This window comes from Hymenobacter sp. BT559, assembly GCF_016427535.1.
In the GTDB taxonomy this organism is placed as follows: Bacteria; Bacteroidota; Bacteroidia; order Cytophagales; family Hymenobacteraceae; genus Hymenobacter.
The window spans coordinates 20,097-43,374 of sequence record NZ_JAELXV010000012.1 but is presented as its reverse complement, the minus strand read 5'-3'; the positions used below and the strand labels follow the sequence as shown (position 1 = coordinate 43,374).

At 51.2% G+C, this 23,278-nt stretch carries 17 protein-coding genes; 11 read left to right on the top strand and 6 right to left on the bottom strand.

The annotated features are described in order from the left end of the window. The first annotated feature begins 132 nt into the window (after positions 1 to 132). Positions 133 to 414, top strand: a complete 282-nt coding sequence (locus JAO77_RS23095; protein ID WP_198992909.1) for a transposase — start codon at positions 133 to 135, stop codon at positions 412 to 414. Positions 415 to 899: 485 nt separating this feature from the next. Continuing rightward, positions 900 to 1,304, top strand: a complete 405-nt coding sequence (locus JAO77_RS24645) for an integrase core domain-containing protein (RefSeq protein ID WP_198992941.1) — start codon at positions 900 to 902, stop codon at positions 1,302 to 1,304. A 10-nt stretch (positions 1,305 to 1,314) separates the two neighbouring features. On the opposite strand, the gene JAO77_RS23085 is transcribed toward JAO77_RS24645, so the two are convergent. Together JAO77_RS23085 and queF are read right to left on the bottom strand one after the other, a co-directional pair. Continuing rightward, positions 1,315 to 1,692 (bottom strand): hypothetical protein, encoded by a 378-nt coding sequence (locus JAO77_RS23085; RefSeq protein ID WP_198992908.1) that lies wholly within the window; start codon positions 1,690 to 1,692, stop codon positions 1,315 to 1,317. Positions 1,693 to 1,815: 123 nt separating this feature from the next. Beyond that, positions 1,816 to 2,352: a preQ(1) synthase gene (gene queF / locus JAO77_RS23080; protein ID WP_235998575.1), complete on the bottom strand. Its 537-nt coding sequence runs from the start codon at positions 2,350 to 2,352 to the stop codon at positions 1,816 to 1,818. Positions 2,353 to 2,546: 194 nt separating this feature from the next. Between queF and JAO77_RS23075 the strand changes: the two genes are divergently transcribed. The 4 genes from JAO77_RS23075 (at position 2,547) to dpdA (JAO77_RS23060) (ending at position 7,123) form a co-directional block, all read left to right on the top strand. After that, positions 2,547 to 3,026 (top strand): 6-pyruvoyl trahydropterin synthase family protein, encoded by a 480-nt coding sequence (locus tag JAO77_RS23075; protein WP_198992907.1) that lies wholly within the window; start codon positions 2,547 to 2,549, stop codon positions 3,024 to 3,026. Position 3,027: 1 nt separating this feature from the next. Further along, a complete protein-coding gene (gene queC, locus JAO77_RS23070) occupies positions 3,028 to 3,720 on the top strand; it encodes a 7-cyano-7-deazaguanine synthase QueC (RefSeq protein WP_198992906.1) in 693 nt (230 codons plus the stop codon). Continuing rightward, complete coding sequence (locus JAO77_RS23065; RefSeq protein WP_198992905.1) at positions 3,708 to 4,454, top strand: 7-carboxy-7-deazaguanine synthase QueE; 747 nt, start codon at positions 3,708 to 3,710, stop codon at positions 4,452 to 4,454. Before queC ends, JAO77_RS23065 begins: the two co-directional genes overlap by 13 nt. Positions 4,455 to 5,020: 566 nt before the next feature. Beyond that, positions 5,021 to 7,123 (top strand): tRNA-guanine transglycosylase DpdA, encoded by a 2,103-nt coding sequence (gene dpdA / locus JAO77_RS23060; protein ID WP_198992904.1) that lies wholly within the window; start codon positions 5,021 to 5,023, stop codon positions 7,121 to 7,123. Between the two features lie 54 nt (positions 7,124 to 7,177). Here dpdA (JAO77_RS23060) and JAO77_RS23055 read toward each other — a convergent pair whose 3' ends face one another. Both JAO77_RS23055 and JAO77_RS23050 read right to left on the bottom strand, forming a co-directional pair. After that, positions 7,178 to 8,692 (bottom strand): DNA sulfur modification protein DndB, encoded by a 1,515-nt coding sequence (locus tag JAO77_RS23055; protein WP_198992903.1) that lies wholly within the window; start codon positions 8,690 to 8,692, stop codon positions 7,178 to 7,180. Positions 8,693 to 8,715: 23 nt separating this feature from the next. Next, positions 8,716 to 9,147 carry a hypothetical protein gene (locus JAO77_RS23050; RefSeq protein ID WP_198992902.1) on the bottom strand — a complete coding sequence of 144 codons (432 nt, stop codon included), beginning with the start codon at positions 9,145 to 9,147 and terminating at the stop codon, positions 8,716 to 8,718. Positions 9,148 to 9,365: 218 nt separating this feature from the next. Between JAO77_RS23050 and JAO77_RS23045 the strand changes: the two genes are divergently transcribed. Both JAO77_RS23045 and JAO77_RS23040 read left to right on the top strand, forming a co-directional pair. Beyond that, positions 9,366 to 12,986 (top strand): NERD domain-containing protein, encoded by a 3,621-nt coding sequence (locus tag JAO77_RS23045; RefSeq protein WP_198992901.1) that lies wholly within the window; start codon positions 9,366 to 9,368, stop codon positions 12,984 to 12,986. Between the two features lie 25 nt (positions 12,987 to 13,011). Beyond that, a complete protein-coding gene (locus tag JAO77_RS23040) occupies positions 13,012 to 15,435 on the top strand; it encodes a UvrD-helicase domain-containing protein (protein ID WP_198992900.1) in 2,424 nt (807 codons plus the stop codon). On the opposite strand, the gene dbpB is transcribed toward JAO77_RS23040, so the two are convergent. Further along, entirely contained in the window at positions 15,432 to 16,574 is a 1,143-nt protein-coding gene (dbpB, locus tag JAO77_RS23035; RefSeq protein ID WP_198992899.1) for a DGQHR domain-containing protein DpdB, read from the bottom strand. The genes JAO77_RS23040 and dbpB overlap by 4 nt on opposite strands. A gap of 13 nt (positions 16,575 to 16,587) precedes the next feature. Next, positions 16,588 to 17,817: a tRNA-guanine transglycosylase DpdA gene (dpdA, locus tag JAO77_RS23030; protein WP_198992898.1), complete on the bottom strand. Its 1,230-nt coding sequence runs from the start codon at positions 17,815 to 17,817 to the stop codon at positions 16,588 to 16,590. A 1,128-nt stretch (positions 17,818 to 18,945) separates the two neighbouring features. On the opposite strand from dpdA (JAO77_RS23030), the gene JAO77_RS23025 reads away from it, so the two are divergent. From JAO77_RS23025 to JAO77_RS23015, 3 genes are read left to right on the top strand one after another with little or no spacing between them, the layout of a single operon-like run. Further along, positions 18,946 to 20,985 carry a tetratricopeptide repeat protein gene (locus tag JAO77_RS23025; RefSeq protein WP_213019468.1) on the top strand — a complete coding sequence of 680 codons (2,040 nt, stop codon included), beginning with the start codon at positions 18,946 to 18,948 and terminating at the stop codon, positions 20,983 to 20,985. Then, entirely contained in the window at positions 20,978 to 21,319 is a 342-nt protein-coding gene (locus tag JAO77_RS23020) for a nucleotide pyrophosphohydrolase (protein ID WP_198992896.1), read from the top strand. The genes JAO77_RS23025 and JAO77_RS23020 overlap by 8 nt, the downstream gene beginning before the upstream one ends. A 10-nt stretch (positions 21,320 to 21,329) precedes the next feature. Next, positions 21,330 to 23,228 carry a DUF2075 domain-containing protein gene (locus JAO77_RS23015; RefSeq protein WP_198992895.1) on the top strand — a complete coding sequence of 633 codons (1,899 nt, stop codon included), beginning with the start codon at positions 21,330 to 21,332 and terminating at the stop codon, positions 23,226 to 23,228. Positions 23,229 to 23,278: the final 50 nt, after the last annotated feature.

The following is a 23,278-nucleotide window of genomic DNA, read 5'->3' as shown; positions in this document are numbered from 1 at the left end:
GCCGGCGGCCGTGGCTCAGAGCACCGAGTTGGACCCAACTGGGACGACTGAATTTCGTCAGTTGCGAGCCACTAATTGCAGTTAGGTGGTCGGGTAATTGTGGACAGAATAGGGTCTTATCTTTCGATTGTTATGAAAGACATTCTCCCACCTGCGCAACGTCGGCGCTACGACGCCGCCTTATGGGCCGAAGCCTTGCGCTTGGCCTGTGAAAGTCGCTCGACCCAAGCGGCTTCCCGCGCCCTGAATATCGACTTCAAACGCCTCTATAAGTGGCAAAAGGAAGCCCTTACCCCAGTGGCAGCGGGCCGAGGCGCAGAACTCGACTCGGCCACGGCCACCGAGTTGCGCCAGCTGGCGGCAGGCGCAGGAGTTAGAAACTTCAAAAAAGCCATCGCCAGTTGCCTGCTATGAGCGCAGGCTCTCGCAGACACCGGACCAATGAGCCATTACCGTTTCATCGAGGCGAAACGAGACCATTACGCCGTGCGGCTGCTCTGTCAGTTGGTGGCGTGCCGGCCAACGGCTACTACGCATGGCAACAAGCTTAGCAACAAAAGGTAGCACAGCGCGAGCCGGCTTGGGAAACAGCGCTGATCAAGGCGTTTGGGGTGCATAAGCGCTGCTATGGTACGAGTCGGCTGCGCGTCGAATTGCGAGGACTATCGCGTGGGGTAGCAGCGGCTACGCATAGCCATGCACCGACGGCGCTTGCACGCGCTGCGACCCAAGGCCTTTACCCCGCGTACTACCAATTACACCCACAGGCTGCTCGACCAGCCAAAGCCTACCCAGGCCAACTGGGTATGGGTCAGTGATATTCCTTATCTGCCGCTGGCCAACAGCAATTGGGCCTATCTAGGCGCCTTTCAAGACATGGCCAGTAAGCAAGTGGTGGGCTGGCAAGTCGGGGCCAACAAGCCCTGCGCTCGCAGAACCGCCGCGGCGATTGCTACGATAATGCGCAGGCCGAGAGCCTCTGGTCGCGCCTCAAGACCGAAGTACTCGAAGTTCACGACCGACCCGTGTTTGCCGACCTAGCCGACGCCCAAGCCAGCGTCGCCGAGTATTTTAACTACTATAATCACGGGCGCCTGCATTCCAGCATTGGCTATCAGACACTTTATCACACTCACCAACAGCTTCTTAAACTTAACGCTCTAAACTATTCAGCGCAATTGGTCACCTCATTTTTCACTTTGCTACTTCTCCCGAACTGGAACAAGTTGTTATATATTATCTACCTCAGTGCAAGCAATGAGAAGCCGCTTATGCGTGGCAAATTGCCCAGGCTGCTGAGGTAATGGACGGTCATTAAGCCTCTAGACAAGCTGATGCTAATGGGTAATTATCGAAGACAATTTGATTGTGATATAGGTATTTCAACTGACTTCGTTGCCCGGGGCTAAGTACCTGCGCAATCTGCCACACTTGGTCGCATGGTATGCTGATTCGTGATCGACAATCAGGCTGTAGCCGGTTTAATAGCACATCAACTAAGAAGTGGTCGCCTTCAATCATAGGATCCCATACACTGCCTTTGTTCAACTGAACAATAGCAAGATACCACACTCGCCCATCGTGCTCGTAGCAATGCGCCTTTAGCAGATAGTGGTTGGTTGGGTCGCCAAGACCAATGAGCAACTCCCGCAACGCTGCATAGGCATCAAGAGAACGAATGGCATCAGTCATACACTATTTTATTCAGATTGAAATCGATCGAAAAAGTGATCCGCTGCCCAGTAGCCTACATATGTCGGCTGCTAATTAATAATATTACTTGCTTTCAGCAGCGCGGCAAGCCCATCAAATCTTTTATTGAAGGCGTGAATCAATCATGCACGTTGTATTAATCCCGCCTCTCACATTATAGATAGTGGTGACAATAAGGTAGTCGGGATCTACGAGAGCCTGCATTACATCTTCAAATACATACGCTGTTATGTCTTCCTGTGCAGCACCAATATTTCGCCAAGATAATAGGTAGTATTTTAGACTCTTTAACTCAAGCAATGAGGTATTGGGGACGTACTCTACCTTGACGACGCCGAAGTCGGGCAACCCTGAAAAAGGACACTTCGCTGAGAACTCTCCTCTTTCTGTTTCGTAAGTGACCTGTTGCTTTGCGCGGTGGGTATAAGGCAATCGGTGGATTTCTTGCTGACGCGCACTGGGTGGCGAAAAGAGGCCAAACTTACCTTCGGGCTTGATGCCATACTCCGCCATATAGTCTAGAGCAGTTTGCGTATGCGCCAACTGCTGCTGATACTGCTTCTCTAGCTGTGCCTTTAAATCTACTGACTCTGGTAATGCTGTCATCGTACCTTTAACTAACGGCGTTACGCCTTGCAAAAGAGTGTAAAGGTAAGTTGGTAAGCCGTTTCCTTCCCACGTTTTTCCTGGCGATAAGAGGTCAAATCTTTGATTGACCCTCACTAAACCGCTGGCTCGGTCTTCCCCAAGAGGCAGATTTTAGCTACCTTAGTGGTACCTGAAGGCTGCTATACGCTGTCTGGAGACATAAATTATTGAAGAATCAGAAAGTTATGAGGGTTGCGAAACAATTTCGGTGGGAAGGTGCTCACCGGCTTCCTTGGCACACAGAAGGCTGCCAACATTTGCATGGCCATTCGTATCAACTTTGGGTAGAATTATCAGGTGAAGTTCTAACCCAAGGGATGTTTATCGACTTCAAGGAAATAAAGTCTGTGCTCGGGCCCCTAATTAAAGCATGGGATCACGGCATCCTGGTAGCCGACAATGACACGCAACTCCTCTCTGCAATTGACCTGCTGGCATCCAAGCACTACGTATTGCCTTACGACACAACTTCAGAAAACATCTGTCAGTTTGTAGTGGATTACCTGTTAACACACGCAGCGGACGTATTGGCGGCTCGACAGATAACGGGGATTAAAGTAAAACTTCAGGAAACTGAGACCTGCTTTGCCGAATTGGAGGTACTAGTCTCGGTGCCCTTTACAAGTTCTACTCCACGCCTGCTTGAACGGGTAAAAACCCTTTAATATGTCATTACAAGCCATTTCCAATACCAAATGCTTAGTCCTCTTCTCAGGTGGACAGGACTCAACTACTTGTTTATTCTGGGCCAAAAAGCAGTTTGCTCAAGTCGAGGCCTTAGGCTTTCGATACGGGCAAAAGCACGACGTGGAACTCACCCAAGCGGCACTCATTGCCGAATTGGCACAAGTTCCATTTAACGTAATCGATGTTACTGGCCTGCTTAGTGGTTCTGCTTTGACCGAACATGATAAGGATGTAGCGGATAAACACGAACTTAACGAGAGTTTGCCTGCTTCCTTTGTGCCGGGACGAAACGCTCTATTTTTAGCCATTGCCAGTAGCTACGCCTATACCCGAGGTATCAATGACATCGTTGGGGGCATGTGCCAAACAGACTTTTCGGGGTATCCTGACTGTCGGCGGGTATTCGCTGATTCAATGCAAACGACTATGACCTTGGCTTTAGATCAAGATGTAAGGATTCATACACCGTTGATGTATTTAACAAAAGCAGAGACCTGGAAATTAGCGAACGAATTGGGAATATTGAGTATCGTACGGGACTACTCGCACACGGACTACAACGGCGACAGAACCACTTATAATGAGTGGGGATATGGCAAGCTCGACAATGATGCGTCGCGGCTGCGCGCTAAAGGTTACCTAGAAGCAAAAGACAACGGATGGATCGAATAGTAAATGAGCACGAGGTAGTAGGAGATATTCAGAAAAGGACTTATCGGGTCAAAAATGTTTGGAAGACCCTGCAGGGTGAGGGATTGTTTGCTGGCCGGCCTGCTGTATTTGTACGCTTCGTAGGGTGTAATCTGTGGTCGGGTTATGAGGCCTCGCGCGAACGGGATATACAGCGCACGGGGGCCAGCTGTCCGGGCTGGTGTGATACCGATTTTACGAAGGAAGGCAGTACATCGTATTCAGCGGCTCAGTTAGCTCAAACTATCCGGGAGGTAGGAGGTGACATTCGATTTTGCGTGTTGACCGGTGGCGAGCCTTTGCTTCACATTGATGCTGAATTGATGAACGCCTTGCATGCCGAAGATTTTTTTGTCGCAATTGAAACGAATGGTACGCTTAGCCTAGCCGGGGCTTGCTGGAGTGAACAAGAACAGCAATTGATGGCGCCTGACTGGATAGTTTGCAGCCCGAAGCTGGTGCAAGAGCGCTTAGAGTTAGAATTTTTTGACGAGCTAAAAATCGTCGTTCCTGATTATATGCCCCGCGACTTCACATCCTTCACAGCCAAACAAAGGGTACATACTGCACAAAATGCTCCTTTGCCGCTGCTTTGGATTCAACCAGAGGATGGGCCTCGTTTACGAGAAAATCAACGCTTAGCAATTGAATTAGCGTTAGAACAGCCCCAATGGCGTGTATCAGTTCAAACACACAAAATATTAGATGTAGAGTAAACAAGCACCGATTGGGATCTGTAGGCCCGGTTCGTTAAACCTAATTCTGCTACTTATTTTTTTAATAGCTCCCCATTGAGGTTGTGACTTAAAACTTGCACTTTTCTTAATTTGATCCTAATATATTAGCCCTTTGTCTAATTGAGGTGGTCTATTTGAATAGGATATAGTTAGGCAGTGCTTTTCAAGCTCATGGACAAGCTTGACAAATGCCTCATAATATGAGGTAGTATTCAAAGCTGAAGCGCTATATACCGCCACCGAGAGTCATTCGACGTGGGCGGCAGTTTGTATCCTGGGTATCAACCCTAAATTGCGCTACAAGTGGCAGGAAGAAGTATCGCCTGCACTACGCACCGACTCAGTGGAGACTGTCGAGATGTATGAACTGTGAGCCGATAATAAGCGGCTAGCGTAAGAATTACAGTTTTTAAAAGCTAGGGCAAGAAGGCATACATAATGGTTAAGCCCCTGACCACTTACTTAAAAAAGGGTACTTTTCACCCTGTTCTCTAGTGCAGTAGAGCTTATCTTTAATACCCTTTGGATTTTCCTAGGGTTAATAAATGAAAATACTTATTGTTTCTTCTTGTACTGGCGAAAAAGACGCTAGTGGAAAATATGAGCTTTCCATTACGGACTTTGAGGCCGGGCTGGAAGCCGTAACAGCATTGGAAGCACGCTTCCCAGAGCACCTTAAATCAGCCGGCCAGATGTACACTGGTCAGCAACACTTACGCTTGATGGACGGAGTCCAAAAGGCTAGGGCACAGAGCGACTTGGAGGTGGAACTGCACATCTTATCGGCAGGTTATGGGTTAATCTCGGAGATGCGCTCGATTTTACCTTATGAGGTGACTTTCGCTACTATGGGTAAAAAAGAGATTCGGTCCTGGTCGAGTTATCTCCAAGTGCCCCTATCTTTTCGTAACACAGTTAGCGCGCCATACGATTTAGGACTGATCCTGCTCGGAGACAATTACTTAGAGGCATGCCAATTGGATAGTACAATCTCTTTCGGGGGACCCACTCTTATCCTTTGTGGAAGCGTGATAGCTAAGCGCTTACCAACCATGGAGCAGAGTAAAATCATTACTCTCAATAACAACGAAGCTCGTCAGTTTCGCTGTGGAATCATCGGATTAAAAGGGGAACTTGCAAAGCGTCTTTTGGGCAAAGTAGTGGCTGAAGGTGTGGCCTTTATTGAGCAGTTCATTGCCTCCTCTACGCCGCTACCATTGCTTACCCTACCCGAGGACACCAAGCCAGCTAAATTAATAATCCAGAAAAAACTTCCAGTCGCCAACCCTAATGTAGACCAGGTCATAGCGCTGGACCAGAATTGGGAGGAAAGTCCTCACAAACAAAAGCTACGTTACTTCATCCCGGACTGGGATGACTTGGTTGACCCCGACTTCGATTTCGACCAAGAAGTACATGCCGGCGGCGTATCTCATTGGAGCAATGAAGTATATGCGCACCAATTGTACAACTCGCCGAATTACGACGGCATACTGGTGTCCCGTGCAGTTGTTGAGCACAATAAGAAGCGAAAAGCATTGATTGACGCTTTGGGTATTCACCGATCCTTACGGGTTCCTACTCACTTCCCCGTAATGGGAGACTGCGGAGCCTTCGATTACATAAATTTAGAAAAGCCCCCGTTCTCCACAGCGGATGTATTGGATTATTACACCCGTTACGGCTTTGATTTGGGTGTGTCGGTAGACCACCTTATAGTAGGCAAAAACTCAGCGGTTGCGCAGGAACGTTATGATCTAACTATCCACAATGCCGAAGAATTTCTGGTTGAACATCAAAAACTAGGCTTGCCATGGCGCCCCATAGGGGCTGTACAGGGATGGGATGCTAATTCTTATGCCAAGGCCGCGAAGCAATACATTCAGATGGGGTACGACTACATCGCCCTTGGCGGTTTAGTACGCACTTCCACCAAGGACATGCTCAAAATTGTAGAAGAGGTTTCCAAGGTGGTTCCCCAGGGCATTGATATGCACCTCTTTGGCATCGCGCGCGTGACAGCATCGCGCACGTTTGCCGAACTTGGGGTAACCTCTGTTGATAGTGCTTCGCATCTGCGCAAGGCCTGGATGGGTGCTAATGATAATTACTGGACTTTGGATGGCCACAAATACGCTGCGATCCGCATCCCCGAGATTGGCTTAGGTCAACACGCTAAGATCAAAAACCTTGTGGCTCGCGTTGGTATGACAGAAGCGCGGCGGTTAGAACAGGAGAGCCTACAGGGCATTCGCCAATATGCTAAAGGTCAGTTAAGTAGGCAGCAGGCGTTGAATATGATCCTGCCTTATGATCGCGCTTTGCAAGACGCAACTAATAAAGCACTTGTAGATGAGGGGAAAGCACCAAAGCCATTCGTTGACCGGAGCAAGGCTTACGAAAAAACCCTGCTAGTTAAGCCCTGGCTGACCTGCCCCTGCGAACTATGTCAAAATGAGGGCGTTGAGATAATCATCTTCCGGGGCAACAACCGAAACAGAAGAAGGGGGTTCCATAATACTTACGTTTTCTATTCCTTGTTGAAAAGGGTGTTGACAGACGACCAATTCTTCGTGGATAAAGGTCACGAATTATTCGAGTCTACAGCCAGGTCCATGGCTCCACAAATGGACCTGTTCGATTACTAATAGCGAAAGCATTAAAAAAGGCCTTAGGAGAAAATCCTAAGGCCTTTTTTGGCGTTAAAGCGGCTCGTTGACACTTTTAGTAAGGTCCCGCCAAGATTCAGATAAAATCTTATCCTTCACTGTCTTAACATAAGCAGGATTGTTTTGTGCCATCGCGACCACTACTGGACCATCCGGTTCGCTCTTTAACTTGATCGTGGCCTTTTTTCCCTTCTTCATGCTAGAACCGGTAATTTTTACCCAGTGTTTGCGATGTCGGCGCCAGTCGATTCCCTGTAAACGCTCTTTGAATTGAGTAAAGGGGATAACGGGTGACGGACGAGACTCTTCCACAATCGAAGCAATTGCACTTTTGAATGCTTCCTCCTCGGTTAGAGTCCCGTCTTTGAAATTGATCGCATCAGTGAGTGGCTTAAGTTGGTCCCTCCGCGCCTCGTAGTAGGCTTCGGCTAGTGCCTTTTGGGCAAATGCCCACCCGTGAACGTACACTTGCCGAAAGGGATCAGAGTCGGCAGCAGGCTTCTCAACCCATTGACCTGCAAATAGTTTGTGGAGCAGTTGAAAAAACTCCCGTGCATATGGGGTAAAAGCCTCTATATGGTAATGCTTTAAGCGCTCGGGTCGTTCGCGATAATTTCCAAATACAACTGCTAACAACATTTGCTCCATGGTGGACAAGTCAACGATCCACTGGGTATTATTTTTTGAAACTCCTCCATCACGGCCATCCGCAATTCTCGTTTGAAAAACGGTACCACCTACTGCCCGGTTCCGCAGCTCGCTGAGTGCTGAGCTCTGATCCAAAGCAATAACTAAGTTCTTGTCTTTTTTTGTTCCTCTGCCATTGCGGTCAGCGAAACTCTGTCCTGCTTTAGTACTATTAACGTTAAGTTCTATTTCCAACGTAACCAGCAGACTTTTCAAGAAATTGCTTTCAGTGGCTTCTTTAGTCGATGCTAAACCGAACAAGGCAGCCGTCTGTGTCTGGCCGTCCGATTGCATAATTGGGCTAGCAGGCAGATAGAGATAGCCGTACAGTGCATTGGGATCACTCTCGTCGAGGGCAACGAAGATTGTTTCTGTAAATACTTTATATGACTGCCAGCCGGCAATTGGGGGCAAATACAATGGGCGGTATCCTTTGGCCCCTTCCAAAAGGTAGGTTTTGAAATTGTCTTTGTTTTTCATTTTTTGCCCCTTGAAGTCACTTTGTGTTTGATCATGCGCTTGCATCATCTCCAAAGAGTTATAGTCATCCAGGGGCGGATTGGAAGGGTCGTATTTAACGACATCTACAAATTGCTTAAGCGTTAAATGGGCATATGCTACAATACGTTCTTTCCCAAACCCACCTACCATGCCTTTTCGCGTGAGCGTGGCCCGAATGAATCGTTGACTTCCCAGGTCCTGCTGAAACTCATAAGCTTTGTTCTTGTAGTTTAGGGCATCTGTTTGATTGCTCTGATAGCGTACAATTCGCAATCCCTGATAATCAGAATCCTCTGTAATATCCCGATTCTGAATAATTTGGGATGTAGGAATGTTAAAAGCACTAAATGCTGAGTCCATGCAGAAAATTGTTAAGAATTGTATTAGATCAAAGAAGTGGGTATTTGCGGAGGCCCTTCCGGCAAAGTAGCACCCAAATTGCCCGCGTTCTGTAAGTGCCCCGGGATGGTATACAACTCAATCCCTAGATTCATCGCCTCTATGGTGTAAACAAGGTTTTCAGGAAACGTGAAGGCAGCCAGCACACCCCGAACTAAGCGCCTATACTGGAATTCTTTACGAGCCAACGCAACATAAACGAGTATTTGACCCAAGGCAGAGTAGTCTGCTTCAATTTTGAATTCCCATTCCCGAATGATATTATGATGGTCGACGGTGCGCATATCTGCCCGCGCGCCGGCTTCAATGTACTTTACCTCTTTTTGAGCTACCCGCTCATTTTTGCGATAATCCCGGAGCACGCTGGCAAAAGCATTCCGAATTCTGGTTTCATGAGCATAGATAGTAGGCTCCATAAGCGGCAATAATAAGTTAAATAGCGAGTATAAATATAGGGGTACAATTTAGAGGGAATTAATATATATTAATTCATATTCATTTATGCAATTCATAAAACGCTTGGAAATTGCAGAAAGGAGCGTTTTATTCGTACCGTCCCTTAATAGGTAATTATTCTTTTACCAATGAATATCTCTTCCAAACTGCGATTTGACTTCCGGCAGGCCCCCATCCTATGAGGTTTTACCCTGAAGATCCCTTGGATGAGAGCGAGCCTCAGACCCGGGTATGGCAGGCAATTCAAGCTGCCTTTATGCATGAAGAAGGAGTTGCTTTTTACCGCTACCCTATCTTCGACTTCCGCGGACTACGCCACTGCGAAGCCGATTTTGTAGTAGCCCTGCGTGACTATGGCTTGTTTGTAATAGAAGTCAAAGGTCTAAGCATTAACAATATTCGTGGTATTCAAGGCCACGCTTGGCAAACACAAAACTGGTATACTGTGGAAGAGCATCCCCTCGCACAGGTACAGCAGCAAGTCTTTGCATTGAAGAAATGGCTACCTAAAAACTCCCCCGGGGGGGAAGCACCTTTTGTGCACTTAGCAGTAGCTCTGCCCTTCGTATCGAGAACTGACTGGAACGCTTCCCTTTGGCATTCTCTGCCTACCACGCAGTGTGTTCGTTGCACTGAGGACCTAACCCCCGAAGCCTTGAAACAGTGGGTAAAGGCCGCGGCTACGGAAGTGTCTTTTTCTCCATCCTCTGAAACCTGGCAGCAGATTATAAATGTACTCGGGCAAACTACGCCCCTTTCCCCTCCTATGACTGGCCCCCAAACTACTCTGATTCAGTTCAATGGAGCGCCCTTAGATTCCTCGCACCTCCGCGAGGTTTTACAATTAACGCCTGATGGCCAAGTACCTTCTACTCCTTACTTATTTGTAGTTGCCACTTCGTTTCTAGAAGTATTGCGAGGCAAAAATGCTAAAGGCGCAGGTGACGCCTTTTTCCCGGCGCTGCAACTCAAACAGTTGGTGGATGAAGAAACCAAAGTAATTGAATACCGGCCCCAGCTACTTTTTGATAATGCCCTGCGACATATGATGCGTCCTTGGCTGCCAAGGAAAGGGTTGCGACTACCTAAAGTCAAGGCTTTGGAACGAGTGTACTTATACCAAGCAATTGATCAGGTAGCGGGAACCGATATGCGCCAGCGGCAGCAACTCCGCCACGATGTAGCCACCTGGCGTGAAGTCCTTGGACGCTTGGATGAGGAAGGTATCGATCTACAAATAGATGATCCGACCCCCATTTCGGACCGTTTGGCTCAGCCCGAAATGATTACCTTGATTGCCGCGTTACAAAAAGCGTTTCACGAAAACTATCCTGCTGGTGAAATTTCTTTCGAGAGGGCCGCACGGCGCTTCATTGCAGAAGGCCTACCGGCAGCCCCACGAGTCATCCTTGAAGGCTTTAGTTTTATAAGACCGTTACAGCTTTTTTTCGCCCAGCGCTGCCAGGAACTCGGGGCTCAAGTTACGTTTATTCATGCCTATCGTGAAGAACAGGAATTTGGTTTTGAGGCTCTGAAGCGTACTTATGCGTCCACAGGTAACTCGCTCTTTGCTAGAATAAATAAGCATCCTGTTGATAATTACGCGGCCCCTCAAACTGATCTCGAATTTCTAAGCCATCACTTGTTCGCCACAGCCAGCGAGCCTTGGCAGCCACAGGGTGATGGCACTGTATTTATTAGTGCCTTTCCGCACCGGCATACTGAAGTACGCACGTGTGTCCAAGAAATAGCTGCTTTACTTGCTGGACCCAAGCCCCGCTACCAACCCCGTGACATTCGGATAGTGTCCCGAGACCCCGATGCTTACCGGGGACTGCTAATTGAAGAAGTAGAGATGTATCGGCAGGAACAGAAAGCGGCAGGAATAGTACCCGTTTTAAGACCCGATTTGCTGCGCGTACCGCCCCGGCAGTTGCTGCTTACCCCCTTAGGTCGCTTTATCCTGACCTTGTACGAAATCTGGGATGCGGATGAGAAGGACAAACTGTGCCTACTTCCTGAGCACTTCGTAACCATCCTTAGCTCAGGCCTGCTGAGCGTGCCTGAGTTAAATATGGTTTCGTTCCGCATTCAGCAAAGCGCCAAACGTTTTTTGGCCTGCCGGGACCAACTGTTTGCACGGTGTAGAACCAAGCAGGATTGGGAGAGAGCGTTTGCAGTTTTGCCCACACTTTTAACCCTCGACAAGAAGCTTCGGCTGCCTTCCTCCGGCTTGCTGGCTGAGGACGTAGCAGATTGGCAGAATGTGTTTCTTCTTGTTGAGAAACTGTGTTTTAAACTGTTTAACACCCCCGACCGGACCGTTGCCGAGCACATCAGAAACTTACAATCCGGTCTGGACACTTTCGACCCGTACGGCATGGCTGATTCGGAGCGGAAACTTTTAGTCAAAATCCAAGCGGTGCTGCTGGAACTGGAGACGGCAGATACTACTGCTATCTCAACTGAACAGTTCCGGGAAGTGATCAACGGGCTGGTCTCTGAGCGCCCTGAAGATGACCCTTGGGCCAATCAAATAGCAGTTATTGGCCCAGAAGGACTTGATAACTCCAAGCAGCCTATTGTTTTCTTTTTAGGCGCCGACAGCAGCCGACTACCGCGGCCACACCGGGAGCCCTGGCCTTTTTACGACCTAACCCTTGGCCCAAACCTTGCTCAGGAGCGCTACCTCTTTTTGGCTGCCATCCGCGCGACGGTTGGAACCGTGCAGAAACCGGCGCGCTTCTTTCTGTCTTACGCCCAAACCGATGGCACCCAGGAACTACTGCCCTCACCCTATTTCCAGGAAGTCATGGCCGTATTGGGCAAAGAAGATGTTCGGGTCTTCCCCTATCGGCTTCCCACACCCGGCCCAATGAGCCAGCCGCCGCTGGAATCGTTGCCGCCGACCTTGATGAGCGAACTCTACGAACGGGATTATGGGAGTGACCCCTATACCGTAGCAGAATTGATGCACTACGATTTGTGCCCCTATCGCTATCAACTAGAGCGCCTTGATTTTACCAGTACATTCTACACTACGAACTTCCAACTGCGCTATCTGGCCAAGGGAGTTTGGTTACACTTGCTTTTGGATGAATGGCATATGGCCAACGTCTCAAGGCCAGGAACTAATGCCAGCATTCAGTACGCGGAAACTCTACGCAAGCAAACCGAGCCGCGCATGAAAGAAATTTTCCTGGGCTTCACTGAACAGGATTGGGAAGAGGTTACTCGAGGGGTAGTCGGAGATATCGAGTTTTGGTGCCGGGCCCACTTGCACAATAATAGTAAAGGCAAGTACTCTGAGGAAAGTGATCTTCGCTTTTTTAACATACCGCCTATTAATGTTCCTATACCTAGCGATCGGGGGCAGTACCGGGTGGTGCTGGATTTGTTCCGTTACCGACAGGTGACGACCGCCAATGGCAGGTACAAAAACCCGATGGTATTCAGTAAAGATGCTTTGATATTAAATTGGTTAAGTAATGGGCACAAACCAGACACCAAAAGTGCCGCACGCTCACTAGGCCTACGCAGTCATTACAACCAGGTCCGCAAGTGGGATAGCATTACAAATGACGTGTTCAAACAAACATATGGAGGTTTCAAGCAGACCAGCCCTGGCGAAGATCCTTTGGCCAAGATTAAGAAACACTTGTTGGGTGTAATTGAAAGTGTGGAAAGCGGGAAATTTCCCAAATTCTCTGGTGAGCACTGCCAGCACTGCCCCAATATATCCACTTGCCTAGGAGTCAGTGTAAAGCAAGACACTTTAGCTCCGCAATTGGCCTTCTAGAAGGCTGCCTCCATTTCATCGTAATATGAGCACAACTAGAGCGGGTTTTCCCGTCACTCATCAACAAGCCGACGTCATTGACCACGTCGTCGGGCACCAAGTGACCGTGACGGCCGCCGGGGCCGGTTCAGGCAAAACGTACACATCGGTGGCAACTGTGCTTCATCTGATCGAAACGCAGGACGCTTCGATTGACCAGTTTGTGCTCATCTCTTTTACTAATAAGGCGGCAAATGGCTTACGAGAGGATATCCAGAATGCTATCAACAAGCGCGCGAAAGAGGCTCTGACGGCTGTCGAACGCTATAAATGGCGCGCGCAACAGGAGCGATTAGCTGCTGCTTACATCGGTACTATTCACGGTTTTTGCCGCCAGATCCTGCAACTGTTTGGCTACTTAGATCATATCGCCTACGAAACCGGCATCACCTTTGCCAAGAAACTGCGCGATGAGGCCTTTAATGAGGCCCTCCTGGCGCATTATCAAGCAAGCGGCACGGGGGCGGTGTACGGTGGACGCAGCCAAATGCCGGATTATGAGCTGCTCAAACTCATAGGGCGTATTTATGAGCACGCTCGCAACCAGGGACTCGACTTTACCGACATCTCGGAATGGACTGCCCAACAAGCCGAGGATATGGGCAAGCCTTATCGGCTGGCTATGGCTAAGTTGATGCAAGAAGCGGCGGCAGCATACGCTGAGAAAAAACGCGAGATGCAGGTGCTCGACCCCCATGATTTGATCGAGCAAGCCGCTAACTTGCTGACAACATCTAAGTACCATGGTTCAATCGCCAAGCAGATCGCTCTTCGCTACCGATATCTTTTCATTGACGAGTTCCAGGACACCGACGCCATCCAACAGCGTATGGTGGAGGCGCTCATCCCTCACTTGAAAGGGCTGTTAGTTGTCGGCGACCAGAAGCAGTCTATTTATGCTTTCCGCGGAACGCAGGACAACATCTTGCTGCAAATGGCCAAAAACTACATGGCCACCAAAAAGCCACTACCCTTATACATATCGCGTCGCCCAACCCTTGCCTTTTGCAAAGCTGCCAATACCTTGTTTGAACATATTGGCCATACGAAGCAATACGATTTTCTAAAAGAGCCATTAGAGCCATTTGAAGAAATGAAGGAAGGTAAAAATGACCCGCCTCCGTTTATCTATGTGGCTGCTGACCCTGCTGATAAGCGCGACGGGCGGATTCGCCGGACAGCGGAAGTGATTCGAGGCATGTTGGAAGGCCGCGGCATTACTCCCCCATGTACGATAGAGCGCAAACGCAACGAATTCTCAAAGGTTGAACAAGGCGATATCGTCATTTTAACGCGTTCGAATAACTTGCAGCAGTCCTATGTAGAGGGCCTGCGAGAAATATTTCAGGAAGAGGGGTTCTCCCAGAATAAATTTGCTGTGCAAGCCGACGCTGGTGAGGCGTTTTATTCGCTTCCCGAGGTAGTATCCGTCATTTACATGCTGCAGCTGTTGCTCGGTTACCCCAAGGATGATGCGGCCCTCGCGTTAGCTCTAGACACGCCGTTTCTCCGAGAGGTGGATCATCGAGTTATTTTTGACGAGAAAGTACGGCAGGTGCAAATGCCGGTTCGCAGTGGAAGTCCCTTATCCGCCGCCTTTAAACGGAAGCACGCGCACTTGCACAATCATCTTTTGAAGTTGCAAGGCATGGTGAGCATTGCAACGGTTCCTCAATTACTAGAGCAACTGTACCGCCTGTTTGAAATCCGGGGATATTACTTCGCACAGGAAGACGAACAAGCCATACAGAATCTCGAATTCTTGCGGGAAATCGCTCGGAACTTGTTTTGGGAAGACCAGGCCCTGACCTTGCATACTTTCGTCGAGTTTTTACGCCGGTCTAGCCGCACGGGGCGCGAGGAGGAAATGATCTCCGTGGCCAGCGGACCTGAGGATGCTGAAAAACGCAAACGCCCCCCGTTCATTCGGGTTATGACAATTCACCGTGCGAAAGGATTAGAGTTTCCGATAGTCATTGTCCCCGAGGCCCAGGTGCCCTTGATTGCTGCAAGCGAAGAGCAACAGCCCCCTTTCCTTATACTTGATAAAGCGGACCCCAAAACGGGAAAGCCCCCCCACGGGTTGGAGGTTAAAATTAAAATCAAACAGGAAAGTGCGGACAAACAAGAAACGACGTCTCCCGTGTACCTGCAGTCACTCCGTTTAGATGACGATAAAGTCCGCCAGGAAGAAATGCGCATATTGTATGTGGCCGTAACCCGCGCAGAAAATGCCGTCATCTTTATCGGTGATGCGATAAATTCCCGTTACCGTATAGGCCATGATAGGTATTCATGGCAAGACGAGATACTTGCGTCCAAAACGAAGGAAGCTTTAAGGGCAGTAGGCGCGCGCTTTTTGGGAGTTGCCGCCCAGTCCACCCCTGCCTCTAGTCCTAACGCTACTTAACTAGCCCGTAGCGCCTCACTCCACACCAGGGACTTGTATTGCACCAGCAAGTAATTGCTTAAGATGCGAATGTCCGTAGGCGTATTCTGAACTTCGTTCCACTTACGCTGGTCCCCTGGCCCCAACTCCCAGAAGCCGTGCGTCCATTTGCAAGCAGGGACAATATAACTCAAGTCTTGCTGGAACGCAGAAACGGAAATAGTGTCTCCCATGGGTTGGCGGTCAGCAATCGCATCCATGATGAAGCCTAGGGAAATAATGCCGGCCCCATGGGTGAGGCGTGACTTTTTTGGGGGCAAGTTCCAGGCAGATGGAAATGTGCGGGCTACTGCTTCCCAGTAATGATTGAGTACCTCTAACATTTGAGTAATCATGACTTTCGCCTGCCCAGCGTATCGCTCCTGTATAACGTAGAGCGCGCCGTCCGAAAGGCTATTCTCTAGCATTCGGAGCACGGAATTGTCCTGAATAATGCCGTTGGGATTAGTAGCAGTCTTGATCCTCGCGTAAAACGGGGATCGTTTATCTAAATTTAGTAAGGTTAATAGGTCGGAGGGCAGACGTTTTCTTTCCCAAGATGCTGGCAACAAGCAATTGGTTTGCGGCAGCAATTCATATAGTAGGCTTTTCGCCAAGGGCTTGGCAGAATTCACGAGCATGAACTGCTCCCGCTGTTCGGCATCGTTGCTTGCTATAAACCCTACCACACAAACCATGAAGCCGCTTACTCCGGCTTTTGTTAATGCCGCTGCCCGCTGTTGCCCATCCACAATCCAGGCCGGTTTGCGCGTACCCTCCTGGCCCTTCGCCATGATTGGAATCTTCAAAATTCCCATGTTTGCGCCTTCTGAACGGCTATCAAGGCTTGGCAGGAATTCAACGACGTCATCGAAAGCCACCACAATGGCATTTGGCAACATGGATCCCTTGGTCACCAAGTAGTTAGCAATATTCGCGATATGCGAGGCGACCTCGGGCCGTTGGTAACCATAAATTTTATCGTCTTCCCGCCGGGCAATACGAGATACGGTCGCGAACTCATGAAGCATCGATCCCTCCACAGCAAAAGTGAAAAGGGTTCTGCCTTCACTCTGTTGAAAAGCAATAGCGGGTATGTGGAGAAAACGTTCTTTTGCCATGGGTTGAAGTGAGTTAATACCAATCAGATGGGAATGTGGCCTTTAACTTATTAGAAAACACATATAGGTTGTGAAAGCCTCGTCTAAGATTTAGCTCCCTATTGCGAAGCAATACAATTTCAATCCCCGTGCGGGAGCACATGATACATGCGCACCGGCGCCATGGCCGATCGTGTAGGAGCCGACGGTATTGGTCTGCATAGTCGACTTCCTGCCGGTAATCGCTGCCGGCCTTCAAAATTTCCAGTACATCCTCTAGACACATTATGCCTTGGTCGAAATGGCGTAAGCTGGCTAAGGTCATTTGTTCCAACTCTTGGACTCGATCAGCCGAGAGGATTTGTGATCGGATTAGTTTCTGCAGCCGCGGACTACTTTCGGTAGGCGGCAATTTTATTGCTGCGTAATGCCCTTCCTTGCCATGAAAGTTATCCTTGTCATCTTTGACGGCCTGGCGCATGGGCATGGTACTGTCGAAACTAGTAACCCCCAATTGAGCAAACAGAGCCATGTGCTCCGCTCGGCTCACTCCTAGCAAGTGAAATTCCGTTTTCTCGGCTTTTGCTAGGAAGCAGGCTGTTACACATTCAACGATGGCGGCGCTCTTTAGGCAGTTTAGCCCTCCCAAAGCAATGTAGCAGTATCCCATCTGCTGCAAAGCGGCCACACTAGCCTGATACGAGTCCGGGTCCCAGCCTTGCGCCACACCAATGGGCTGCCAGCGAGGACTCTTCTTCCGATATAAAGCGAGAAAGGTTTCCGCTAGGGCATGGGTCCGGTGCCATCGGTGCCGCCAATCCAGGTATTGGCTGGGCGAAATACGTGCATCTCCAGCACTACCACTAATCATGTTGTCCGGGGCCAAGCCATAATCTACCCCGATAGCATTATAAAAGTTGACCACTGCCAAGCACTGATCAATTAGATGGCCTTGACAGTCGGTGGTTGTGTTATTGGTATAGGCCCCTGAATCACCCATGATAGTAAGCGCCGCTGGTTGGGTGCGCATAAACCGTTTGGCACCCTCCCGCAAGAAGCGATTGAGTTGAGCCGAATTCCACCGGGCATACCCTTTTTCCGCGTGGGCTTTAGAAATCATAAAGCCATGATAAACAGGCTCAGGAAATACTTCATGAGGGTACAACTGGTGTTGGTGCTTAGCCGCTCCATAAAAACCACCATTCTGGACAAAGTTGTAGGTCGGATCAATCAGGTCAAGGGGCGCCGGCCAATAGAACTTCATAAGAATCTAGATAAATGGCGATAGGTGAAAACTGTGAGAATAGTAGAACTGCCTTCGGTCTCTCGTAAACGCCACTGCTTTATAGTAGTATGAAGGTATTCACACGCAGTAACTTCTTGATTTCACTCAAAGGTAACAAGCCAATATTGTTCCACCAAAGTTTCACCAAAATTCTACTAGAATAACTTCTTAGGAACCACTTATTAATTTTACCAGGATTGCTATGATCTTGTCTCAGCATCAGAGAACTCTCAGCATGCCCCTTACTTGTAAGTTGCTGCAACGCATTGTTATTACTGTGTTTAATACGCAGCTCTCCCTATGACCAGGGCTTTACCTGACCGTTCGTTAATGATCCCGTATGCGGATGGATTGCGGTTTGTACAAATTGCACTGCGCTCCTTCAATCACGGAAAATTGAAGCCATGGGCACTTAGCCGCCAGCCGCCAGTTCGCTATACTTTGTTAGTTAGTCTAAAAAACAACAAGGTCGCTAAACCCCTTCCTAACTTGGTTCAACAACTTCTAGAGGAGTTCGGATACGTTACTACAGTTGTTCTTGATCACGACGCCCCAGGAGGACGCCACCTGTTTTTGTTCGCCGATTTCAAGCAGTTGAGCACGTTTCGGCAGGAGTTACCTCCGTCAACGACTTTATTGTCTAGCCCGATGCCATCTGAGTGAATCCTTCGCGACAGAAACACAGCCTACACTACAGCATGTATCCAAAGTCGGTTGTGGCAATCCAGGTAGCAGTTTAGCTTGATGGCATGGAATCTCTATTCCTCCTCGTTAATTCGAATTCCTTCCAGAGTTACTCTCAAGAAGGTTGCTGCCCACCGCACATTTAGAATCTCATACACGGACAATAAAGTGCGCTCTTCGATCCGCTATAGTTCAGTTTTCTCTAGCCGAGCCAATAACCTCGAACCAGCAAAGATGCTTGCACAGAATATTTAGTTTAAGGTAAAACGCAAGGGGACGCCTATGACTAGGTAATTGTGACATAAGAATAGCTCTACTATAACTGTGTGATATGCATATAGTTAGCGAGTACGAGCCTGATTTATTAACTACCCTACCTTTACAGTTTTGTTCCGGCTCCTTTACGTCGGCAACTTTTGTTTGATGACTATTACCCACTCGCTCAATGTTTTTCTCTACAGTCTATTCCCGGAAGCTGAAGTCTTTGGCCAGAACCCGGCGCGGCTGGTTGAGCACCTGACTGACTTCTACACGTTTGGCCCCTACCGCCCCACCGTCACCATCAAAGGAGAGGTAGTCGAAGTAAAGATCGATACCAAGGCCATCAGCAGCCAGAATGCGGAGTACAATAAGATCTTGCAACTCTGCGAGAAAGGGCAGTTTCAGCAAGCCCTGCCGCGCCTGCGCCAGCTGCTGGCGCAAAACCCCACGGTCTCCGAGTATCACCGCGTGCTGGGGCAGGTACTGTCCGAAACCGGGGACCAGAACGGGGCAATTGACGCCCTGATTGATGCCCTACGATGGGATCCGCGCAATGGCTACGCCCTGATCATGCTGGGCAACATCTACGCCCGCCACAAGGACGACATTACTTCGGCCAACAAATTCTACGACCAGGCCCTGGCCATCAATCCCCAGGATTTCATTGCCATCAATAACATCGGGGGTAACCTGATGCAGCTGGGCCGAGCCCAGGAGGCCGAGCGCTACTTCGAGATTGCCTACGAGATTCAGCCCAAGTACCCCAACGTGCTCTACGCCCTGGCCATGGTCCGCCAGCAGCGTCGGGATTACACCAAGGCCTTCGAGTTCGCCCTACAGGCCCTGCGCAACGCCAGCAGCGGGGATCCCATTCGCCGGGGCGCGCTCGCGCTGGTGATGCAGGTCGCCCGCCAGCAGCTAGAAGCCACCAACACCTTCGCCCTGGCCGATGAGTACCAGGAGCAGCTGGAAGCGGCGACCGGCAAGGAGATCCGCGTGGACGCGGACGAACGCATCCCCACGGCCGCCAAGCTGGAGGTCGCCGAGAACTACGGCCGCGCTTACCACCAGATCTGGTTCAAGCCCAGCTACCCGGCCGTCGATCACTTGGTCATGCACGAGATGGTGCACCTGGACTTTATGGGGCAGGCCCGGCAGGCAGGGAACAACCTCCTGTTTACGTCGACCGGGGCGGGCAAGCAGGCCTTCATCAAGGCAGCCCTGCCGCAGCTCAAGAAGCTGGAGAAAGCTGGCTACAGCGATGCCAACGTCACGGGCTTCATCGAGTCGGTGTACGAGGGCATGATGCGCCAGCTCTTCAACGCGCCCCTTGACCTCTTTATTGAGGACTTTCTTTACCAGCAGTACGAGGAGTTGCGCCCGACCCAGTTCCTGTCCCTGCACAAGCTGCTGCTTGAGTACATCGAGTCGGCACGTAATAAACAGGTAGCCACCTACTCCCCGCCCGCCGTGCACCGGGCCAATACCGTGCTGAACCTGGTGGCCGCCCTGCACTTTAAGGATCTGTTCGGCTACGATCTGACCCCCGAGTTTAAGGCTTCCGTCCCTGATCTGCGGGAAGCCCAGCAGTTGTGGAAGGAATACCAGGAGTACCGGGTGGACCGGCAACCGGGCGAGGAATACGAGCTGGTGCAGCACTGGGGCAAGGACCTGGGCATGGCCGCCTACTTCGAGCTGCGCGATGAGGCCAGCATGCGGGGTGATCTGGCCAGCGGGCGTGCCAAGACTGAAACCGCGGCTACCCCCACCGAAGAACCCAACGGCGCCACTTCGCCGGAAGACCTGCTGGCCGCCATCGAGCGGGATCCCCTAGATCTCGATGGCCCCGTGCCCGCCGATGCCCGCAAGGAGCCCGTGAGCTACGACGACAGTCCGGCCGGGCAAATGGCCGTCATGTTTTACTGCCTGGATGCGCTCAAGTACCTGGCGGGCAAAACCCGCGACCAAGTCCAAGAGGTAGCCTTCGAGATCGGTATGCTGGGCCGCTCCGGCATTGACCCCGACAATCGCACCAGCAAGTTCAGTCTGGCGTCAGTACCCGGCAAGTCGTTCTCCTCCCTGCAGCTGCTGGCCTGGATGTACACCAGCTTTCAGGAGCTGGACCCTGGGCTGGATACGGGGCTGCAGTTCGCCAAAGAACTGGCCCTAGCCCGCACGATGTTCACGGAAGGCCATGGATAACCCGATCGAGGAGCTGCTGCAGCAGCTGCGCCGGTTTCGCGACGAGCGGGACTGGGCCCAGTTCCACAATGCCAAGGACCTAGCCCTGGCCCTGAGTATCGAGGCTGCCGAGCTCAACGAGCAGTTCCTGTGGAAGACTGCCGAGCAGGCGGATGTGGGTAAGGTGCGCGAAGAGTTGGCCGACGTGCTGCTCTACGCCTTCCAGCTGGCCGATAAGTACCACTGGGATATCGCGGAACTGATGCGCGAGAAGATTGCCCGCAACGCGGAGAAGTACCCGGTTAACCTCGCCCGGGGAAATGCAAACAAATACGATGAATTAACGGCTGAGTAGGCCCCTTTCCATGCTCATCTACCAGGCCTCCACGGACGAGTTTCTCCAGGCTATCGAGCAGCAGCAGCTCAAAGGCCTGCTTCTGAGTGCATTTGAAACTGCATTCGGCCACGCCCCGGATCCTGGGGAAGTGCGGTCCTGGCAGAATTCCCTGCCGCAGGTCGGGCAGCTGCTGGCCAGCGCCGGCCTGCGGGACAGCTACATCGCCCTGGAGTACGAAGTGCCCTACAGTCAGAACCGCATCGACTGCCTGCTCTTTGGTCGGGATGCGGCCGGGGTGGACTGCGTGCTGCTGCTGGAGCTCAAGCAGTGGACCCAGGTGCAGGCCACGGAGGACGAGGGCAACTTTGTCGAGACGTACACCGGCGGGCTGCAGCAGCGGGTGGCGCACCCGTCGCAGCAGGTAAAGGGCTACCACAACTACCTGAAAGGGTTTGTGGACGAATTCGAGCAGGCCCCTCCCCTGCTGCTGTTCAGCTGCGCGTACTGCCACAACTATCACCGCACCGCGGAAGCAGGGTTGTTCGCGCCCGTTTACCAGCGCCTGCTGCAGGACTTTCCGCTCTATACGGCCGACGACCTGCCGGCCCTGGCCAGCCGACTGCGGGATCTGCTGGCCGCGGGGCAGGGGCTGGAGGTGTTCAACCGCTTCATGAACAGCCCGACCCGGCCCTCCAAAAAGCTGCTGGAAAACTCGGCTCGGGTCATTCAGCAGAAGCCCGTTTTTTCCCTGCTCGGCGAGCAGCTGGTGGCCAAGAACCTGATCTGGTCCAAGGTGCGCAAATCCCTGGATTACCAGCGCAAGGCCGTAGTCATCGTGCACGGGGGACCCGGCACGGGCAAATCCGTGATTGCCCTGAACGTGCTGGCCGAGGCGGCCGGTCGTCACTACCAGGCGCTGTACGGCTGCAAGTCCAAGCCCTTCATTGAAGGCCTGCAGAACCTGGTGGGGCGCGAGGACAGCAAGCTGTTTTCCAACCTACACCGGTTTCTGCCCTCTCGCATGGCCGAGAACCAGCTGGATCTGCTGCTCATTGACGAGGCCCACCGGGTAGAGAAAACCAGCAATCACCGCTTTACCCGCCCCGCCGACAAAACGGACCTGCCCCAGGTGGACCAGCTCATCCGCTGCGCCAAGACGACGGTCTTCTTCATCGATGACCGGCAGAGCGTTCGCTCCCAGGAAGTGGGCAGCTCCGCGCTCATCCGCGAAGCGGCCAGCCGGGCGGGCTGTGAGATCGAGGAAGTGACGCTGCATACCCAGTACCGGTGCATGGGCTCGAACAACTACCTGCACTGGCTGGAATTCGTGCTGGGCTATACCACCACGCCGCGGACGCTGCGCGACAACGAGGTGTTCGACTTTCAGATTTTTGACTCCCCCGACCAGATCTATGCCCGCCTGCAGGAGCACGAGCAGCGCAAGCCCAACTCCGCCCGCCTGGTCGCCGGGTTCTGCTGGCCCTGGTCCGACCCCAACCCCGACGGCTCATTGGTTGACGATGTGCAGATTGGAGACTTTCACATGCCCTGGGAAGCGAAGGACGCGAAGGATGCGGCGGGCAAGACCATTCGTCTGCAGCCGGGCATCCCGGCCTGGTACCAGTGGGCGTTCCTACCCACCGGCTTCGGGCAGGTAGGCTGCATTTATACCGCGCAGGGCTTTGAGTTTGAGTACGTGGGCGTCATCATCGGCGATGACTTTCGCTATGATGCCGCCCAGGACCAGCTGGTGGGCAACGTGGCGGCTAACCGAGACCCTATGTTACGCAATAATCCGGCGCGCTTCGAAGAACACGCCCGCAACATCTACTGGACGCTGCTCACCCGGGGAATGAAGGGCTGCTACGTGTACTTCACCAATAAGGAGACGGAAGCTTACTTTCGGCGATTCCTGCAGCCGGGATAATGCGCGCCATGGCGTTTGACAACGGCTATTTATCCTGATCCACTCTTTCC

Bases quoted from the DNA above. Each gene is read 5' to 3' on its own strand.
- JAO77_RS23065 (WP_198992905.1), top strand. From the start codon at position 3,708: ATGGATCGAATAGTAAATGAGCACGAGGTAGTAGGAGATATTCAGAAA.
- dpdA (WP_198992904.1), top strand. From the start codon at position 5,021: ATGAAAATACTTATTGTTTCTTCTTGTACTGGCGAAAAAGACGCTAGT.
- dbpB (WP_198992899.1), bottom strand. From the start codon at position 16,574: ATGGCAAAAGAACGTTTTCTCCACATACCCGCTATTGCTTTTCAACAG.
- queC (WP_198992906.1), top strand. From the start codon at position 3,028: ATGTCATTACAAGCCATTTCCAATACCAAATGCTTAGTCCTCTTCTCA.
- JAO77_RS23085 (WP_198992908.1), bottom strand. From the start codon at position 1,692: ATGACTGATGCCATTCGTTCTCTTGATGCCTATGCAGCGTTGCGGGAG.
- dpdA (WP_198992898.1), bottom strand. From the start codon at position 17,817: ATGAAGTTCTATTGGCCGGCGCCCCTTGACCTGATTGATCCGACCTAC.
- JAO77_RS23015 (WP_198992895.1), top strand. From the start codon at position 21,330: ATGCTCATCTACCAGGCCTCCACGGACGAGTTTCTCCAGGCTATCGAG.
- JAO77_RS23025 (WP_213019468.1), top strand. From the start codon at position 18,946: ATGACTATTACCCACTCGCTCAATGTTTTTCTCTACAGTCTATTCCCG.
- JAO77_RS23045 (WP_198992901.1), top strand. From the start codon at position 9,366: ATGAGGTTTTACCCTGAAGATCCCTTGGATGAGAGCGAGCCTCAGACC.
- JAO77_RS23075 (WP_198992907.1), top strand. From the start codon at position 2,547: ATGAGGGTTGCGAAACAATTTCGGTGGGAAGGTGCTCACCGGCTTCCT.
- JAO77_RS23040 (WP_198992900.1), top strand. From the start codon at position 13,012: ATGAGCACAACTAGAGCGGGTTTTCCCGTCACTCATCAACAAGCCGAC.
- JAO77_RS23055 (WP_198992903.1), bottom strand. From the start codon at position 8,692: ATGGACTCAGCATTTAGTGCTTTTAACATTCCTACATCCCAAATTATT.
- JAO77_RS23020 (WP_198992896.1), top strand. From the start codon at position 20,978: ATGGATAACCCGATCGAGGAGCTGCTGCAGCAGCTGCGCCGGTTTCGC.
- JAO77_RS23095 (WP_198992909.1), top strand. From the start codon at position 133: ATGAAAGACATTCTCCCACCTGCGCAACGTCGGCGCTACGACGCCGCC.
- JAO77_RS23050 (WP_198992902.1), bottom strand. From the start codon at position 9,147: ATGGAGCCTACTATCTATGCTCATGAAACCAGAATTCGGAATGCTTTT.